Annotated in this window: 12 protein-coding genes and 1 pseudogene; 6 read left to right on the top strand and 7 right to left on the bottom strand. The window is 33.8% G+C overall.

Annotated features, from left to right (window positions below):
• Window positions 1–9: 9 nt before the first annotated feature.
• Both SB689_RS06110 and SB689_RS06105 read right to left on the bottom strand, forming a co-directional pair.
• Window positions 10–1054, bottom strand: a pseudogene (locus tag SB689_RS06110) (SDR family NAD(P)-dependent oxidoreductase).
• 214 nt (window positions 1055–1268) lie between these two features.
• Window positions 1269–3734, bottom strand: coding sequence for a glycosyl hydrolase family 95 catalytic domain-containing protein (locus tag SB689_RS06105; protein WP_410691264.1), 2466 nt, complete (start codon window positions 3732–3734; stop codon window positions 1269–1271).
• Between the two features lie 396 nt (window positions 3735–4130).
• Here SB689_RS06105 and SB689_RS06100 point away from each other — a divergent pair, with 396 nt between their 5' ends.
• Window positions 4131–4376 (top strand): hypothetical protein, encoded by a 246-nt coding sequence (locus SB689_RS06100; protein WP_410691263.1) that lies wholly within the window; start codon window positions 4131–4133, stop codon window positions 4374–4376.
• A gap of 340 nt (window positions 4377–4716) precedes the next feature.
• On the opposite strand, the gene SB689_RS06095 is transcribed toward SB689_RS06100, so the two are convergent.
• Both SB689_RS06095 and SB689_RS06090 read right to left on the bottom strand, forming a co-directional pair.
• Complete coding sequence (locus SB689_RS06095; protein WP_410691262.1) at window positions 4717–5052, bottom strand: hypothetical protein; 336 nt, start codon at window positions 5050–5052, stop codon at window positions 4717–4719.
• Window positions 5013–5543, bottom strand: a complete 531-nt coding sequence (locus tag SB689_RS06090) for a glycosyltransferase (protein ID WP_410691261.1) — start codon at window positions 5541–5543, stop codon at window positions 5013–5015. The genes SB689_RS06095 and SB689_RS06090 overlap by 40 nt, the downstream gene beginning before the upstream one ends.
• Before the next feature lie 381 nt (window positions 5544–5924).
• Between SB689_RS06090 and SB689_RS06085 the strand changes: the two genes are divergently transcribed.
• A complete protein-coding gene (locus SB689_RS06085; RefSeq protein ID WP_410691260.1) occupies window positions 5925–6341 on the top strand; it encodes a hypothetical protein in 417 nt (138 codons plus the stop codon).
• A 298-nt stretch (window positions 6342–6639) separates the two neighbouring features.
• Here the strand turns inward: SB689_RS06085 and SB689_RS06080 are convergent, their stop codons facing one another.
• The gene (locus SB689_RS06080; protein WP_410691259.1) at window positions 6640–6807 is read right to left on the bottom strand and encodes a bacteriocin-like protein; all 168 of its coding nucleotides are present in this window, start codon (window positions 6805–6807) and stop codon (window positions 6640–6642) included.
• 62 nt (window positions 6808–6869) lie between these two features.
• On the bottom strand, window positions 6870–12740 hold the full coding sequence (locus tag SB689_RS06075) for a PKD domain-containing protein (RefSeq protein ID WP_410691258.1): 5871 nt from the start codon (window positions 12738–12740) through the stop codon (window positions 6870–6872).
• A gap of 241 nt (window positions 12741–12981) precedes the next feature.
• On the opposite strand from SB689_RS06075, the gene SB689_RS06070 reads away from it, so the two are divergent.
• Window positions 12982–14700, top strand: a complete 1719-nt coding sequence (locus tag SB689_RS06070; RefSeq protein ID WP_410691257.1) for a helix-turn-helix domain-containing protein — start codon at window positions 12982–12984, stop codon at window positions 14698–14700.
• 473 nt (window positions 14701–15173) lie between these two features.
• On the top strand, window positions 15174–15923 hold the full coding sequence (locus SB689_RS06065) for a hypothetical protein (protein ID WP_410691256.1): 750 nt from the start codon (window positions 15174–15176) through the stop codon (window positions 15921–15923).
• Window positions 15924–16029: 106 nt separating this feature from the next.
• On the opposite strand, the gene SB689_RS06060 is transcribed toward SB689_RS06065, so the two are convergent.
• Window positions 16030–16359, bottom strand: coding sequence for a helix-turn-helix domain-containing protein (locus tag SB689_RS06060; RefSeq protein WP_410691255.1), 330 nt, complete (start codon window positions 16357–16359; stop codon window positions 16030–16032).
• A gap of 1319 nt (window positions 16360–17678) precedes the next feature.
• Here SB689_RS06060 and SB689_RS06055 point away from each other — a divergent pair.
• Both SB689_RS06055 and SB689_RS06050 read left to right on the top strand, forming a co-directional pair.
• A complete protein-coding gene (locus SB689_RS06055) occupies window positions 17679–18611 on the top strand; it encodes a hypothetical protein (RefSeq protein ID WP_410691254.1) in 933 nt (310 codons plus the stop codon).
• A 4-nt stretch (window positions 18612–18615) separates the two neighbouring features.
• Window positions 18616–19593: a hypothetical protein gene (locus SB689_RS06050; RefSeq protein WP_410691253.1), complete on the top strand. Its 978-nt coding sequence runs from the start codon at window positions 18616–18618 to the stop codon at window positions 19591–19593.
• The last annotated feature ends 469 nt before the right edge of the window (window positions 19594–20062 follow it).

Below are 20062 nucleotides of genomic sequence, written 5' to 3'. Positions count from 1 at the left end.
TGTATGTTTTTAGAATCTATTAATTATGAATTTTACGCCGGTCAAATTTTCGCTTAAGATCCACAGATCCTTTGCCGATGCTTCATCCAGTGCATAATCCAGAACACCCGATAATTTTTTAATATCCGTCATTCTGTCTGCAAAATTTTCCTGACTTTCATCTATAGAGTGATCTACTTCCGCGATATTGTTGTTTTCGCAATAAACGCCTCCTATTTCATTCAAATCCGGGCTGGTGGCTGCCCATACGGTTGTAGAAGCACCTTGAGAAATTGTTTTTAATCCTTTCAACGCATCTCTTACTACGTCACCATTTTCATCATAAACACCTAAACCGGAAAGTTGTTCATATGTAAGATGTCTTTTAATGTCTGTTTCTACAATGGCTCCGGGATGTAATGAATAAGCTCTTACACCATAATCTTTACCTCTGTTATCCAGCTCTACCGAGAACAGGATATTGGCAGTCTTGGATTGACCATAACCCAGCAAGGTTTCATATTCCCTTTTCTCAAAATTAGGATCTTCAAAATTGAATTTTGAATAATGGTGTCCCCAGGAAGAAACATTAATCACTCTGGCGCCCTTGGCTTTGATCAAAGCTTTCCACAGTCTGGAAGTTAATTGGAAATGTCCAAGATGGTTTGTCGATAGTTGAGATTCATAACCACGACTGTCCCTTTGCAAAGGTACCCACATAATTCCGGCGTTGTTGATCAGAAGATGCAATGGTCTTTGAGATGACATAAATTTTTCTGCAAATGAATCTATGGAGACAGGATTCATCAGATCCATTGTTTCCAACTCCACATTAGCAATCCCAACCAGATTATTCTTAGCTTTTTCCGTATCTCTTGCCGGTACGATCACCGTTGCTCCGGCCGATGTCAGTGCTTTAACGGTTTCTAGTCCTATCCCCGCATAGCCACCAGTGACGATAGCGATTTTCCCTGTCAGATCGATTCCCTTAATAACTTCTACTGAAGTTGAAGCCCCCATTAAATCCTGAGTTGATTGGTTGCTGTAATGCACCTTGGTAATTGTTGTTTGACATATAAATCTGTTTTTAGTTGATACAAATTTAGATTGATATGCAAAGGTCAACTTTGTTTATAGGTCGTGGCAATTATTTACAATTTTGATGATTTAATCAAAGATTTAGACAATGCGGTTCCATTGATATATATTTAATGAAGAGTATTTTTTAAATAACAAAAACTCCTGATAAAAATATTTATCAGGAGTTTTATTTTAGATTGAAGACTAATTTATTTCACTTCAAAAATGTAAGTTTTACCTTTTTCAGTATTAAAATCCAAAAGTTGAGTTTCTGTAACAGCGAATCCTTTCATTTCGGCCTTATCAGATTTTAAAGGTGTTTTAATGGAATTAACCTGATAAAATTCGTTGGGGTTTTCACCTTTTGCGGTGATGAAAGTTGTTTTTGATTTTAGCTGAATATCTTTTGCCAATCTAATTCTCGCATTCCCACCCAAAGTAGATTTGATGGTCAGTTTTGTCAGCTTGGAATTTTTCCAATCCATATCGATTTCAAAACCACCTCTTGCTGTCAATCCTTTCACAGAGCCGTTTGGTAAAGCATCGGGAAGTGCTGGAAGTAAGTAAAGATAACCATCATAACTTTGTAAAAGCATCTCAGCAATCCCGGAAGTACAGCCAAAATTTCCGTCGATTTGAAACGGCGGATGTGCGTCCAAAAGATTAGGATAAGTTCCTCCAGATTGTCCTTTGGTTTCCATCGGAGCTGGCGTCAACTGGTCTGAAATCAATTTGAAAGCACGGTTTCCATCAAGCAATCTTGCCCACCAGTTCACTTTCCAACCCATCGACCAACCTGTGGATTTATCGCCACGGTAAATCATAGAATTCTTTGCTGCTTCCGCCAAATTTGCATTTCTGAACGGCGAAATCTGACCTGATGGAAACAAACCATACAGATGAGAAATATGTCTGTGTTTATCATCGGTTCTGTCCATATCGGTAAGCCATTCCTGCAACTGGGCGTGTTGTCCGATTTGCATTGGCGGAAGTTTGCTCAAAGCCGATTTTATCTCATCCGAAAGACTTTTGTCCAGATTTAAAGCTTTTGAAGCATTGATGAAATTATTAAACACATCAAACACCAACTGGTTGTCCATCGTCGTTCCCGCGGTGATGCTTACGTTTTTAAAGTATTTATTTTCGGGAGACATTGATGGTGACACCACGAGATACTTTTTCGAAGGGTCTTGTTGAAGAACATCCAAATAAAATAAGGCGCATCCTTTCAAAGCTTCGTAGTTTTTCTTTAGAAATTCTTTATCTCCGGTGTACAGATAATGGTTCCAGACGTGTTGGGTCAGCCACGCACCGCCCATCGGCCACATTCCGTAGAAGCCGCCGTCCACAACGCCTGTAATTCGCCAAAGGTCGGTGTTGTGGTGCATATTCCAGCCTCTTGCGTGGTACATTTCTTTGGCAGATTCCTGTCCGGTAACCGACAAATCCTGAATCATATCAAACAAAGGCTCGTGCATTTCGGAAAGATTGGTGTTTTCTGCCGGCCAATAATTCATTTCTGTGTTAATGTTCACTGTGTATTTACTGTCCCAGGCCGGATTTAATTTATAATTCCAGATTCCCTGAAGGTTTGCGGGCTGCGTTCCCTGTTGTGACGAGGAAATCAAAAGATATCTTCCGAACTGAAAATACAGAGCCACCAAATCCGGGTCGCTGGAATTTCCAAACTCTTTAATTCTGACGTCTGTAGTTTTTTTCGCCTGCTCATTTGTCCCCAAATCTAGACTTACCCGTTTGAAATATTTTTGATATTTATCAATGTGAGCCTTAAGTTCAGCGTCGTACTTTTTATTTAAAGCTAAATTTAAATATTCTGAAACTCTCGCATCAGGATTTCCGCTAAGGTCATTGTGTTTTTTAAAATTTGTGGCGATAGAAACATAAATGATCACTTCATCTGCTCCTGTAATATTCAATCGGTCATTGGTCGAGGTCAGTTTTCCACCTTTTAAAACAGGAAGAGCGATGGTTTCAAAATTAATTTTTCCAATTTTATTATCAACAGAGCCGCTTGTTCCGTTGATGACCAGTTGGTTTTTCTCAGTAAAGATTGATTTTTTCAGATGTGGAGTAGAAGCATTGATATTGAAATTCAGACTTCCTTTTTTACTGGAAGTTAATTTAATCATAATCACATTATCCGCAAATGACGAGAAAATTTCACGTTTGAAAGTCACACCATTGACTTCATAAGAAACTGTGCTGATGGCTTTTTCAATATCTAAGGTTCGGTTGTAATTCTTAAAATTCTCGTGGCCTTTAAAATCCAAAAACAAATCGCCCATCGTTTGGTAGGGCATCCCGTAATTTAAATCTTTAGGGGCAGTTCTCGGGTAAGTATTATTGGTAAGATCCTGCGCTTTTTCAAACTGACCTTCATTGATCAATCTGCGAACTTTCTGAATGCTGTCAAACGTATTTTTGGGAACATTGTTTCCGGGTTCTCCAGCCCAGATGGTCTCCTCATTCAACTGCAGATGTTCCTGAATGGCGCCACCAAAAACCATTGCACCCAACTTTCCGTTTCCGATGGGCAAAGCTTCATTCCAGTTTTCTGCAGGTTTGTTATAATTTAATTTTAAATTTTGCTGTGCCTGAACGGAAATTGAAATGACTGTTCCGACGATAAAAAATGCTATTTTACTTCTAATCATTATCAATTAAAGTTTTAATCTGACGTCATTTTGAAACGACAGGATAGGGTTTTAAAACTAATGATTTTAAATCATATGCAACCATATCTTTAATTATATGATAAGGGTATATTGTTTATTGTTTTACATTTTGACAATCAGTTAGTTGTATTGTTATGTTTCATTTTATAGTAGCTCGTTTTTAATGATTTGATGTGTTTTGTAATTCATTTTGATTACCAAAAACCACCAGTATTTCACTAAAAAGTAATCGATTACACAGAATATCTACATTCTACAGATATTTCACAAAAAGCTTTGGATCTTGCTGCTTCACGCTGCGTAGATATAAAAAATGTGTCTTTTAAAAAACTCAATTTTCAAAATTAGCTTCCAGATGACCAATATGACTTAATCATGATCTCAGAAGTAGCGTATTATCTCTCACCAACTGACTGGAAATCGGCTATTTTAAGTTTGTTTGACAGGTTAAAATCTAATGGGAATATTTTTTTAATACATTGGTTGCCCGAAGTTCATGATTATCCACAGACAGGCGATGAGGTACATCAAAGTTTTGAAAAACTAATGCAAGGAAAAATGATCAATGTTTTCAGCAACAGAGCAGAAAATTATAGAATTGATGTCTGGGAAAAATTGTGATTAGAATACTCCTGAAGCTTCATTTGCAATTCGTTAATTGCAGTGTCAATAGAAGAACTGTCAGGGCTTTTGTCTTTATAAATTGTATGCTGGAGTTTCATTAATTTTTCATAGCACTCCCCAAAATAGATGCTGTCTAGAAAAATATTATGTAACTTTTCGTCCACAATAATCTCTGGAATGTTTTCTTTGATAGTTTCGTAAAAATCTAATTCTGTTATTTGATTCTTTATTTTCCACAAATCATTGAGATTTCTCTTTTGAGTAAGCCTTTTTGTGATGGAAGCGCAAGATTCAACGAAATATTGATCAACATTTTTCCCTAAATTTTTCCATACGTTTATACGTTTAATTGATAGGAAAGTCCGATTTGAGCCCGCCCTACACATCTTGCAGAAGTATAAACTTTTACATCAAAGCTGTGGCGAATTTTGGTATCCAGGGCTTGTAATTGCTCAAAAAATGCACAATCTTCCAAATGTTCTACAATAGGAACACCGCCTGATTTTGCATACGATTCAGAAGTTATCGCAAAACTGCCGTTGAAATGTTGATGATGTCTTGGGAAAGGATCAAAATCGGAATCGATTATTTTACCTTCCAGTTCGGCAACTAGGAGCTGGTATTTTTCGTCTTTTAAATGAAGTAAACGGGTAAGTTGATCCAAACTTTCCATTTCATCTTTATATAGTAATATTCTACCCCTACGACCTCTGCTCCATTATTAATCTCCCGATAAGTCTGAGAAATCCAGTCTGGTGCCACGGTAGTATCACCGTCTGTCGTCATAATGATGCCACCACCATTTTTATGTAATCTTGTATAGGCACATTCCATTAATTTTCTGCGCACATATCCAATATTCGCCTGCTTCGCAGACAATATGACTTCTTCTAAATAGATATTAAGTTCCGGATGATTATTTTGAAACTGTTTTATAAGAGCTACAGACTGATCCGAGCAATTATTCGCCAAAATCAAAATTTCAAATTGCTTTGAATCCAAAGATTTTCCAAACAGGTCGACTTGCCTGGAAAAGGCAGTAAGTGTCTTAAAAATATATGCTTCTTCATCCTTCACAGGAATAAAGATGCTAAATTTTACACTAGGTAAAATTGAAAATCTCGAGAAGAGTGAGTCTATAAAACGTTCCGTAAAATTTTTCATTTACTGTTTTTTTTAACACTTTGGTATTAACATGTACTTCAGGTTACTGTAATTTTTTTAATAAATATCAGAATTGATCGTATTCAGATATTTGCAATTCTGATACCAATGAGTTTGGTTAAAGGATTATTACAGCAGTTTTTATTTAAAAGTTATTAATTGCAAAAAAAATATGGTTTTATAGATGTTGTAACATCTGAGAATAAAACACAAAGCACCTAATTCTAACTCCTATTTTTTCATTATTTTTATAAAATATAACAGACGGAAGGAGTGAAAATAAGTGATTGATTCTTTTCTTATTCACAATTTAAGATTCTGAAAATTACAAATGTTCTCATTTTTATAGTTTGTATTGTTACACGAAAAAAATTAAAAAACATGATAAATATAAAGATCAAACGTGAAAAAATGAATGCTGTATTTATGAAACATCATTTAAAAGGTTTGCCTTTTGATGCGGTCATTCATCATTTCAGCGAAAAAGACCAGAATGAGCATATACATGATCATCCGTTCAGTTTCACGACGCACATTCTAAAAGGGAGCTATGTCGAAAGGATTTATGAAATTCATGAAGACGGAATCTATAATTCCTCAATACATCACAGGGTTGAAGGGACTTCACACTTTGTTTCGGCCAATACAATACATGAGATTATTGAGCTTCCGGAAGGCGAATGTTTTACACTACTCAGACCCAATGAAAAAGAAAAAGAAACGTGTTTCTATAAGTTCGAATATGGGAAGGTTTTTGTGAGGCAGTGGAACCAAAGAAAATTTAGAGAATGGCATTGAAACCACTTCTGCAGAGCAAGGGGCAAAAGATAATATTAACTGGAAATCTGTAGTAATAAGAATTAATCTATTTAATATATTAGCTAATAATAATTTACAGTTTACATATTTGACGATATTGATTTAAGTCAAAGAAAATTTGTAATAAAAAATGGCGCTACTTAAATACAAGTATCGCCATTTTGTTTTTTATCGAGATGAGCGTATCTTCGAATACTTTTGTAGTATGATTTAGTTCGTTTAAACCAAATTAAACCTCATGTAACATGAGGCTTAACTTTTCTTGTGTTTTTTTTAATTAGCCAGGCTTATAACACGTATTACCTAATGGAATGCACACTCCATTACATCTGTATTGTGTATGGGGGTTGCAAGGGCAATCTGCCGGTGGAATGTTTGCACAATTGTAGATTCCTCCATGGATTGATTTTAATTCACTTCTTGAAATTTTCTTGAAATTTTTCATTTTGATAAAATTTTAAAATTAATATTATATAAAAAGGCTAAGTTTTAAATTTTGGTAAAACATTATTTCTTAATAACTTTTACCATTGCTTCAGAATCATTAATCCTTATAAGATAAGCTCCTGAAATTAGCGAAGAAACATCAGTCTGTTTATTTTCAAACTTTCCGGTTTTTACTAATTGTCCAGACATGTTATAAATTTGATAATAATAGTCTTTAGTATCTTTTGCGTTAATGTATAATACCGTGCTTACCGGATTTGGATACACTACAAGTTTGTCAGAATTTACTTTTTGCTCAATTTCTTTTTTAGCAAAAGTATTGACCGCTTGTTTTCCTGTATTTGGCGTCACAGGTATTGCATTTGGATCATATCTTCCGATTTCTTTACCTGTTGTGGCATCGTACTGGATTTTTGCACAACGACATGACATTCCTAATTGTATCTCATAATATTGTCCTGTCTGCATCTTCTGAAGACGTGTTGAAAATGCGTTGGCTATACCGGCTTCTGATGAAGCAGCCCAAACTCCCATTTCGTTCACACTTGTAGAAACTCCACTCAGATTACGGATACCGGAAATAGGGTAATTTCCAATTTTGTAATTAATGGTTGCATCATTAAAAATCCATCCTGCCCATTTGTTATCTGATGTTTTTATTAATTTTCCATTATAAACATTTGATGCCGCATTTGCTATTGTCGGGTTGCTTCCATTGGTGTCCCAAATCTGTAAAACTCCTTTTTTGGAAGGATTTAAAGGATCCACAATATCCCCAAGATACCAAGGTGAAGTTCCTTTTTGCAAAGAGCTGATGTTGAAAGAAAAATCTGGGATTCTCCATCCATCCGGGCAAGGATCAAAAGGCGATTTTTCGGTAGCATGTCCCCATCTGTCATTAGCAGCTCCTTTATCATTAGTAAGCCAGTCAGTAGCTGCAGAAGAATCATTATACATAAATGTTAAAGGATTAGCTGCTGAATATCCTAATATTTTCTGAGTTTTAATATAACGTTTGTCTGATGCTCCGATTCCTGTTAACGAAGAATACTGAGAATATTTGCTTATAAAACTACTTAGGAATTGACTTGAATTAATCGTATTAACTCCTTTATAAATCATATCCTGGTCCAAAAATGTAGGTAAAGGATCTTTTCTTCCCCATTGATAATGTAATCCTATAGATTTTTTATAAATAATATCATCTACATTGTCTGTCACCGTTGGAAAAGCAACCAAAGCTCCTAAGTTCCTGTCCATAAAAATGGTTTTTAATTGAGGCGCAATTAAATTATATGGAGGGTTAATAACCTGACCTGCAGAACTTGGCGCCGGTGTTTCGGTGGTATATACCGGTAATTCTGAAGGATCGGTTTCAGGAGCCCAAATATGCCAGCTCCAGATAACAGGATCAGAAGATGTACCAGTTTCACCAACATGCATCGCAACAACTGCATTACCATATTCACCAGGTTTTCTATTAATAGTCAATAAGCTATTTTCAATTGTAGAACCTGAAGATAAATTAAGACTTTCTATTAAGAGAGGATTGGTTGTCCAGTAAACTTCTAATGAAGGTGTTCCGGAAGGAAAATCGTTATTTGCAGAAGTATATACCTGATGCATTGCATATGCCTTTCTTGAATTAAAGGTTTTAGAGTTTTCAGTTGTTTTTATAATATAACTGTTGGCTTCTTTAGTCCATGCCTTAACTGTTTCAACAGGATATTGTACAGAAGTTGCTGCAATAAAATCTGTTTTAAAAGCATTAAAATCTACAGCGGCAAATGTACTATTGTAATATGGATCTCTCATACATCTTACAGTACCTGCTCCTTTGGTGGGAGATGTCTGATTAACACTGATTTTATACGCTGCATTTTCAGGTGTGGTATGATAATCTGATACCAAACCAAAACCTCGAACCCCGTTCCATGGAGAATAAGTAGAAGTAGGTGCACCACCAGTAGAAAGCCAATTGACATAGTTTACCATTGGTGTACTGTGGTAATAATCGCTTAATTCATTGGGGCCTACAAATACAAACGCTCCTGTTATCGGGAATAATCCCATATTTCTGTCTGTACTTCCACCCGAAGCGGTAGTTTGATTTCTAAAATCAAATCCAATTTGAGGATATACTTTAACCTTTTCTAAAAATGTAGTTGGAGTATTCAAATAAAATGAAGCTTTAGCTGCATCAGTGTCATCATTTACTCCACTATTTGATCTTCCAAAAGGATTAAGATTGTTATTAATAGTAGCTCCTCCTAAATGTGAAGGGATTCTCCATCCGCAAGGGCAAGGATCAAACGCAGATTTTAATTCATATGAATATCCGTCAACACTATACGTTGTAGCACTTGCTGTTGCATTTGAAAAGAAGCCAGTTCTATTATCTGCCCATAAATCCCAAGATACTCTTGTAGCTTCATTGGATCCTACAGATTTATATTCCTGATCCGAAAACCAGGTTTCGTTCAACCTACTGATATATGTAATAAGTTGTGCAGGATTCTGAGTTGCATATTTTAAATTCTTAACCACTTCTGAGTGATTCGTAGAGTTATTATTAGGTCTAACAATCCATCCGTATGGTGAAGCATTTTGCTGGAAATTAGTAGCAATAAGTCTACCCACTTCTCCATATACTTCATACGCTGTTCCGTCTTTATAAGTAAGAGGAGGGATAGGATCTTTTCTTCCCCACTGATACATAAGACCTGAAGATTTGTTCCAGTCATTTCCTAAAAACTCGGCATTGGTTGCACCTAGGTTTCTATCCATCCATTTCCAGTCAGAAGCTGGGATTGGTTCAGTTCCTCCCGCGATATTTTTTCTGGTTTCTGATCCGCTAGATCGATAGGTACTTCCGTTTACAGTAGGATTATCTGTTTTCCAAATATGCCAACTCCAGTAAATAGGGTCTGTGTTATTACCATTTGCACCTGCATGAAGTGCAATTAATGCATTTCCTTTCCCTTTAGATTTATCAATTAATACTTTAATTTTAGAAGCGTCACCTGTTCCTTCCATTTCCAGCTTATAATCACCTGCTGATTTTATTAAGCCTGAAACATCTTCCCAATATACATATGCAGATAGCACTGCTGTACTTGGGATTGCATTATTGAAAGAAATTGTTTGATCCATATTGTCTTTCCACATTTCAAAAGCTTTCTTTACAGGTATTTTTATACCGTCTGCTTCAGCTCCTGAATCATCATTTCCAGTAAAAATATAGCTATTTGGTGCATACGCCCATATAGGCTGATCAGACGCCAGAATCTTTACTTTTACCGTTTCTGTAGCCGTACATCCGCTTTGTACACAAGTGAATTGTATAGTATAATCACCAGGAACAGCAGTTGCTTTTGTTCTTATGATGCGGGTATATCCTACAAGTTCTGATATAGTACCAAAATAGAAATTGGCATCACTCGAAATATTTGTAATAGTCCCCGATGAATTAGTAACAGTCCCTGAAAAAGTTGCAGTAGTGGGCATATTAAATCTTGCTATTTCATTGATAGCTCCCGTTCTTACTACTGCATTCAGACCTCCGGCAATTAAACTCATATTTTGAGTTATTGTAATAGTATGATTAAAACTAATACAAGGATTATTAAATGTATTATTTGAAGGTGTAAAAGTATAGATGGTAGTAATTTTATTATCAACAGAAGCAGGATACCAGGTTCCTGTCATAGATTGAGTTGCTCCATTTACTGTTACAGATACGGTATTTGGTAAGATTGTCGTAGAGGTTCCATTGATAGTAGGAATTGCACCATAACAAATAGTAGTTGGCAATTGGCTAAAAGTAGCTGCATACGTTGGATATATACTGATATCTTTTGTAATTGTACCACATGTAGCTGAAGTAAACTTGACTGTTGCAGTAACTTTAGCGGTAAGATTAGTTGCAGCTGCCACAGTTAAAAGACCTGTATTAGAAATACTGATTCCTGCTGTAGCAGGCGAAGTCGTTACAGACCATGTACCTGTAGCTGTACTGCTAAGAGAAAGCTGTAATGTGCTTATCGTATTTGCAGTTTTACAAATAGTACTGCTTGGCGAACTTATTGAAAGGGTAGAATTTATAGTAACCGTTTTAGGTAATGATGTACATTCATTTACCATATCTTTTACTAAAACAATATAATCTCCACCCAATAGGCCAGTTTTTGAATTTGATGTTTGGTAGGTTTGTCCATTATCAAAACTATACTGTGTTGTAGCTGTTACAGGTGTAGCTGTTACAACAATACTTCCCGTAGTTGTACAGGTAGCCTGGGTCACCTGAGATGTAAAAGTAGGTAATACAGGAGTATTTAATACTACATTTGGAGAGGCAGTTGCCGTACAACCTCCCGATGTGGTCACCGAAACAGAGTATGTTCCCGGCTGTAGACCCGTAAATGTATAACTGCTGTCTGTACCACTTGCAGAATAAGTATAATCTGGACTAGCTGCTTTTAAGGACCATCCTGTAATTGGCAAACTATTTACGGTTATACTTCCTCCGTTAGAACATGTTGGTTGAACAACGGTACCTATTGACAAGGTAGGATTTGCAGCCGGTGCAATAGTTACGCTGTCTGAATTTAAAGAAACGCAGCCTGTTGCTACATCCGTAGCCGTAAAGGTATAAGTTCCAGGTGATAAATTTGAAATATTTTGCGTAGTTCCTATTTGATTCGTCAAAATTACAATACCGTTTTTACTGATATTATATGGCGAATCTGCAGACAGGTTACTTAATACAACAGAACCTGATGAAGCAGAACAACCGGACTGACTTACAGAAACGATAGGTGCAGAAGGCGTAGCAGAGCTCTGTATGAAATTATTTATTTTTAATGAAGAAAGCATATAATCTCCAAAATCAGAGGTAAGTTCAGCATAATGGGTTCCTGCATTGGTAAATGAGACCGAAGGATTATTCTGATTGGATGTCAGTACGTTTGCTCCATCATCAAATTTCCAGTTATTACTTATTGCTCCCGATGGATTCGGGGTAGTTGTCAGTTGTACACTGCTTCCATTACAAATTGTTGAAGCTGAAGCTGAAAAATCCACTATAGGAGAAACTGTGACAGCTTTTCCGAATGAAATATTTGCATTGACATCTGTTGCCTGTCTTTGTGCCGTGCTATTGGTATATACTTTTACTCTAATAAAATATTTACCGGGCGCCAAAGCATAATTCATAACTTCCGGACTTCTTGAATTCAGCCAGCCTTTAGCGCCATCACTCATAAAAGTGGTTGCGGTGACCTGTGTTTCCGTAATACTGCCATCGGCATTCAATTTTTCTAGATAGGTCCAGTTTCTTACGAATGATAGCGAGCGAAGATTAAGAACAGCATCCGCAACATTTTCCGGAATCGTAAATTGCTTGCTGTCATATAAATGATATCCGATATCTACATTATTACCTGTTATCCAGCTTGTAACACCTGCTATTCCTCCTGTAGAAGCAGAAGACCATCCTGCCGCAGTTGCAGCATATCTTGCTACAGGAGTTGTAATTGCGCCGCTAGGATGGGTATATGTCCAGTCCGGATCAGCAATACCATCGGCCATTATTGTTCCGTCATCATATTTACCGGATGATAAATCAATAATATTTCCTGCCGAAATTTTTATCGTTCTTGTAGACACGGAATTTCCTGAAGCATTGCTGACAGTAAGCTTTGCTGTATATATTCCCGCGGCCAAATAGGAAACAGAGGGATTGGGATCAGTAGATGTAGAAGGACTGCCTCCCGTAAACTCCCATAAGACAGAATTTGGACTTCCACTACTTGTATTTGAATAGTTAATGGTATTTGTTCCTACAACTGTTGCAGTGAATTTAGATAATGGACTTTGTGCATGGATATGCATGATCAACAGTAATCCAAAAAAAAGAATAATTTTTTTCATAAATGTTTTTTTAATTAAAAACACAAACCTATCTAAATACTATGCTGTTCAAAAGAATATAGTAATCAGATTTATAAATTTGAAAATATTGTTTGATTTTAATATATGTAAACTGTTGATAATACATCTGTTGAGTTGTTGTTTTATTTTATGTTATTTGCTGATTTTATAACATTATTTTTTATATTTATTTGTTTTATGCGAATAATTTAAACTAAATTTGAAATATTTTAACACACAAATGATTCCAGCAAAAAAGATATTTTATATACTTTTCTTTATATCTATAAGGATTTTTTCCCAAAACTCATTTTTCCAAAAGACGTCATTAGAAATTGATAGCTTAATTAAGAAAGATCAGTGGGAATTGGTACATTTTAAATTAAATGACGAGAATTTAAAATTTAAAAGAATTTCTAAATATCCATTACGATATCATTTATTAATTAAGGTCGATTCTGCTTCTGTATTGTATAAGAAAGGGAAGTATTCGGAAGCAAAAAATGCAATTTTATCTTCACTAAATCAGATCGAAAATAGTCGAAATACACTTCAGATTCCAGATTATGAAGGATTAAAACATATTGCCATAACAAGATTGTTTTATATTGAGAAAAGATCGGGAAATATCTTGCAGGGACTTAAGTATTTAAATTATTTTTCAAAAGGGATGAGCCCAGTGTATAAGAAAAAACAAATAATTTTTTTAGCTGTTGCCTATTCCGAATTAGGAAATTATACAAAAAGTATTGAGCTTTTGAATATACATTTAAAAGATATCAAATTTGATGTGAAAAACTCTCTTTACAGCAGTTTTCTTAAAAATGGAGAAATAGCTGCAGCCTACAATACAAAAGGAGATACATTTGTTAAATGGTATAAAGATGTTGGTGATAGTAAACTTTTAGATTCTGCCCAATATAGTTATGAAAATGCTTATAAAATAATGAAAGGTCTTTCAAATTTTTCTTTATACTCCAAAGCTTTATTAATAAGTAGACAAGCTAATCTCAAATTACTGAAAAAACAATATGCGGCTTCATTGTTACTTTATAATAAATGCGAAAAGGATTCTGTAATAATGAATAAAAACTTATCTCGAGAGATAATTTGGTTGGGAAAAGCAGAAATATATACTTTCATTAAAAAACCGGACTCTGCTTTTTATTACATCAAAAAGCTGTATAACGAGAAATCTTCTTCAAAATGTAGTTATGAAAACAAGCTAAAAATATATCATTTGCTAAGCATCAATTATGAAAATATAAAAGATAATAAAAACGCATACAAATTTGCTAAATTAAGTCTTGTTGAAATAGAGAAAAAAAATATTCAGAATACTTCCGGTACTAATTTTTTAGGGAAATATGAACAGCAAGAAATTAGATCTATTTCTGAGGAAACGATAAAAGACAATAAGAAATATATCTTTTTATTAATAATCTGTACAATACTAATTGCTATTGTTATTATTTTTTATATCAGATACCGTTACAACAAGAAGAAAATGATTTTTATAGAGTTTCAGAAAAAAGATGATGAAAAAAAGACTCTTAAGGTAGCAGTTGAAAATGATAAGAATTTAATAGTGATTGAAGATGAGCTTGTTAAAAGAGTTCTCAAGAATCTTGAGTTGCTAGAATCAGAGAAAAAATTTCTATCAAACGATTTTAAACTTGCCAGTATTGCTAAAACGCTTAATACGAACACAGCCTATTTATCTAAAATAATAAATGAACATAAAGGAATATCTTTTTCCGAATATGTAAATGATCTTAGGATAAATTACTTGCTAAAAGAATTGCAGGAAAATCAAACACTTCGTAAGTATACTATTCAAACTATATCTGAAGAGTTTGGATATAAAAGTCCTACAACGTTCATTAAAGCATTTAAAGACAGGACTCAAATGACACCATCTGACTATATTAAAGAACTAAATAATAGTGCAGTAAAATAACGGCAGGAGACAACATTTTGTAGGAATCGATTCATAACAATGATGATTGTATTGCTTTGAAATAACTCTTATATTTTAATTTTAGGTGAACATATAATCGATAAATATCTATGTGTTTGTCGATATATTTCGATCTATATTCTAAAGTATTTTATATCGAAATATCGGTACTTTGCATCATGAAAAAAAATAATTGAAAATGATTTTTTAATTTATAAAATGCTTAATTATTATCAAACATTAGTAATAATTCTTAATTAAATAGGTAATAATAAGAAAAGGTTGGTAGCTCGTATAAAGGTTGTTATAAATGCTAAAAAGTCCAATACGGGACTGCAGCTTCAATAGATTCTTCAGATTCTAAGAACATAAATGAATAATGTAATGGCCTCCATTTAGTTTTCTTTAATCCCTGAAAATGATATGAGAAATGAGGCTATTTTTAAATTTATCTAGACAAAAATATATTACAAATGGGAAAAATATTGTTTTTATTAGTTTTTTCAATATACACAGCAGCTTTTGCTCAAGTTGGTATCAATACTGCAAATCCGCAAAATATGTTGCATATTGTAGGCAATGGAACAACTGATCCTTTACGCATTGAAGGAATAAAACCTGGATCCGGAACTTATTTGTTAGTAGACTCAAATGGAGTGGTAAAAGCATCTACTGATAGAAGCAACCTTACATTTGTTTTACCTTCCGTAAGTAATAGTACGGGATTACTGTTAAGCCAAGCCGGGCAAACAGGATCAACGACCTATAATGAGAACAGTGCGCCTGCCAGCAGTATTATGCCGGGAAATGGAAGTTGGACCAAAATATCGGGACTGCAATCAACTTTGAATATTATTCAGCCAGCTAATACAATAAATATTTCTGTAGAAGGAATGGTGCAATATGATTCAACAGCAGCAATGACCAATACAATGACGGTTTCATATGCTATTGGGATATTTTTAGATGGTAAATTAATTGCGACAAGAATGTTTGCGATATCAGGAAATGGTTTTTCAGGGACTACTGATAAGTGGTCTGTGCTTGGGCAATCTTCAAATTTATCAGTTGGATCTCACACGATAGAGATATATGCGACCAGAAGAAATACTACTGGAAGTGCCACCGCAGATCTAGCCATAGCAAGACCTGCTTCGTCAGTAAGTTCTTTAAATCAATTTATGGCCAAAGCTGTCTTACAAATAAATGGGGTTTATCAATAATGATACAGAAATAGTTGTAAGAGTAAGAACTTACTAATGATCACTACAACCACCAGATTTTTTTACGAATATCAAAAGAAGATCGTAATGAAATTTGACAACCAGTCTATAGATTTTTCAGATATTTTTTCTTCCATTTTGCAATACTGTTCCTGCTTAATTTAAATTCCAAAGCAATTTGTGTATTATTAAGGTCATTTTTTTTCTGATATTGAAGAATCTCTTTTATTGATTCATCGTTATATGATCTATGTCTTTGATTAAAAAAAGATGTTTCTCGATCCTGCTTGTCAAATATAATTTTATTTAGAGTGATTACATCTAAGCTAGACAGTACTTTCTTAGTTAGTATTCGCTGGCACTGAGGTATTTTATCAGGATATAAAGTGTTTAGTATGTCACTATAAATACGTTTATAATCAGGGGCTTCTTCCATGGTATTCTAGTTTTATTTATTTTCAGTTATTTGTAAAAAACAATTGTAGGTATATATAATTACAGATGATACCAAAACTTTCATAATATCAATTTTCACTATATTTAAAAAAGTTACAATAAGAGATATTTTTTTATATTCTTGCTGTAGCTTTACTTTAACTTATTTATAATCAGTATTTTATTCATGTTGCTTTTCTGTCGTTTCTCGATCAGTATTATCGAAAAATGATATTGTAATACTATTTAATCGTAAGGGCAATTTGCCAATTGACTTTCTTATCATCAACAATAAGCAATAAACCGAGCGGTTTATCTGTTCGTATTGCTGTTATATGTAGTGTAGCTCTTGAATCAGAAATCTTCCTTATCAACTTGTTTACAAAATAATAGATAATAAAGATGAATGCAAAAAAAAGACATCCGTCACAAATACTACATTTTTTAAATAATTGATTTTCAAAATACAAGAAGAAATTATCTATTCTTCATAATAATAAAATGTTCAATAAATTATTTTGAATAACAGAGATTAGTACTGAATTGTCGTAATGGAAAGCTTTACAAAGTTTTAAAACATTAAAATTACGTTTGGGAGCAGGTAAAATAAGGTGTTTGAATCTTAAATAATATTGCTGTAATAGTTGAAAAATAACTTTATTATAAGACATATATAATAAAGAAAAGAGACAATATTTTTATAAAGTATGAAAATATAAAGTTTGAGTATAATTAATATTTTTATTTTGTGATTTAACTCATAAAACTGAATTAATCATATTGATAATTTCGTATTAAAGTGTTAGACTTGTCGATTTTATGTTTATAATAGTGTTTGTGTTGTTATTTAGTAATTTTTTTAGTGAGATGTGGATATACTACAAAAAATTTATGTTATTAAATATATGTCTAGAACTATAAAATCAATAAACTATCATTTATTATTTGTAATAAGTCCACTTTTTTATATTAATTTTAAGTACCATGTTTAATTATCAATTTATTGATTATGAGTGTTTTGAATATTTTCAAACATTGCGCAGTGCAGATGCAGTGTTAGGTTTTTCGATTTTATATTTAATTTTGAACCCAATTCTATCACCTAAAATTTTATGCTGATTTGGTAGTAATTAAAACACTTAAATGATTAAAAATTTACATGATACAAACTTCTTTTACTTGGATAAATATTTCTGAATTTTCAAATCAGGAAATGATCACATCATTTATGATTTTGATACCGATTATATTCATAACAACCAGTCTATTTTAGCTCTCATGGAATATTCTCAATCTAACCTTATAAATTAATTAAAAATAATGAAAACTAATTTACTTTTTTTCGTAAATGTCTTATTCTCGACATTTACTTTTGCACAAGTTGGCATTAATGAAATAGTACCGACCGCCACTTTAGACATCAAATCTAAAGGAAATACAAATGCTACTAAAGCTTTGGAGATTAATAATTCTTCAGGCACCGAGATGTTAACAATTTTAGATAATGGAAATGTTGGAATAAACACAGCTAACCCAACTGCTAAATTACATACAAGCGGACTGGTGAGATATGATAATTTACCTCAAATTACCTCAGGGATTTCTCCTCTGGCAATTGATGCAAATGGGTACGTTGGAACGTATGTGCCACTTGTTATGTATTCTTATATGACAATAGATGCTTCACAAACAACCAATAATTTTTCTTTGTATGATAATACTGTTTTTTTTAGTATTCCCTTTATAACTTCCGGAATCAGTGCTAACCCATTAGGTGTAACGCTTGGAATTGATGCTTCTGCAACACTTACCCGGACAAGTGGAGCGACTGCTTCAGCCTCACAGATAGGATATATTACAATTCCAAATCCAGGTATTTACAAATTAAATTTAAATTATTATACATCTTGCACGGGAAACAAATCGGGAACTAGTGGAGGAACCAATCTTTTGGGAATAGGTACCGGTATTTACTTGGGAACTTCCGGGAGTACGTCGTATCAGGAGCTCACAACAATTCGATATAATTCTTTTCCTATGAGAGATAACGCAGGAGCTTTGTCCAGTCCCGGACAATATAACTATCCGTTTCCACATAATATATTTTCGGTAGTTCAAACTACGGCAGCTAATCAAAAAGTTGCATTTGTTATCAATTGGGGAACTGGAGATCAGTTTAATACCACAGCATGCTCTCTGTCGGCTCCCAATGGGTTGGATAAAAAAGTTACATTAATTATTTCAAAATTATAATATCATGAGAAATACTTTTGTACTTTGCTTTTTAGTTTCATTTTTTCTGATAAATGGTCAAAATATCGGAGTAAACACGGCAACACCTTCTGCAATGCTTGATATTGTTTCAAAAGGGAATACAAATACAACAGGAGCGCTTAACATCAAAAACTCTTCTTCTTCAGCACTTCTAAGAGCAACAGATCAGGGCTATGTCGGCATTAATTTAGGAGCTACACTTCCGGCTGCTGTTTTACATGTTAATTCCGCAGGTACTACTAATATCAGGCATCAAAACCTTCCTGTATTGACTTCACCGGACTTTACACCTCCTTTCAATAGTCTGGGAATTTCAACAGCTGGCAATGGAGTAGGGATAGCGGGTTTGGTAAAATATATGTATTATCAAAATGCAGCAATATATCCAACAACTTATAATCTAACAACCAATACGGGCGGATTTTCTTTATCGAGTATCAATCAATATACCAATCTTGCGATAAAAAACGATTCCGGGCTTAAAGGAAATACGCTGGGTTTTACATTTGGAACTGATGTGTCGGCTACAATTAATGGCCAATCGGTATCTGATGTAAACTATGTAATAGTCCCTGAACCAGGTGTCTATTTATTTGAATTCTATGGAACATCTAGATGTAATCGGTATAATAATACTCAGAATTATACATTTACAGGCCAGATGCAGGTCAACACAATTTTTGCAACCGGCTCTGGGAGTGCATATACTACCAATACTATATTTAGAGGGATGATGGAAGGAATGAGAAACGATAATGGTTCTACTCATAACACGACATACAGTGTTGCAAATCCTCAAACCCTTACGGTAGCGTTGCAAACTACGCAGGTTAACCAAAAGATAGCCTTGTTTTTTCAATATGCAAGTGGGGAGCCTAATCAGTTTACACACGACGAATGTTACTTTAATATCCCGGCAGGTTCTAATTTTAGCTATTATTTTATAGTAACAAAAATGTAATTAAATTGTCCTCTTTTGATCGTAAAATAGATTCTGAAAACACAAAATACTTCTGATTCCCTCAGTCAGAAGTATTTCATCAATTTTGATAAAGATTAATTTTGATGAAAAATAATTAATTTTATAATTTTAATGAATATTTTATGTGTTTTTTAATTATTTAATAATTATAATTAACTTAATAGTAATAATTGATTTATTATTTTTATAATGAAATAAAAATTTATTAATTCCATGAAAGTTTCTTCACCTTTAAAAATCGTTTATATTTTATTTTTATTCATTTGTTTGGTCGGATTTAATGCTCAAAAACCAACAATTCATGAAATTGATAGTTTACAAACAGTATACAGTCAAAAACTTCAACAGAATGGTAAATTTCCGGAACTGATAGCAATACATAAAATAGCCTTGAAAAAATCAACTGATATTAATTATGTCAAAGGTGAATTGAAAGGATATATCGAAC

It is taken from the genome of Chryseobacterium sp. SIMBA_038, assembly GCF_046535115.1.
GTDB lineage: Bacteria > Bacteroidota > Bacteroidia > Flavobacteriales > Weeksellaceae > Chryseobacterium.
The sequence above is the reverse complement of the archived record's forward strand: the minus strand, read 5'-3'. Positions and strand labels throughout refer to the sequence as shown.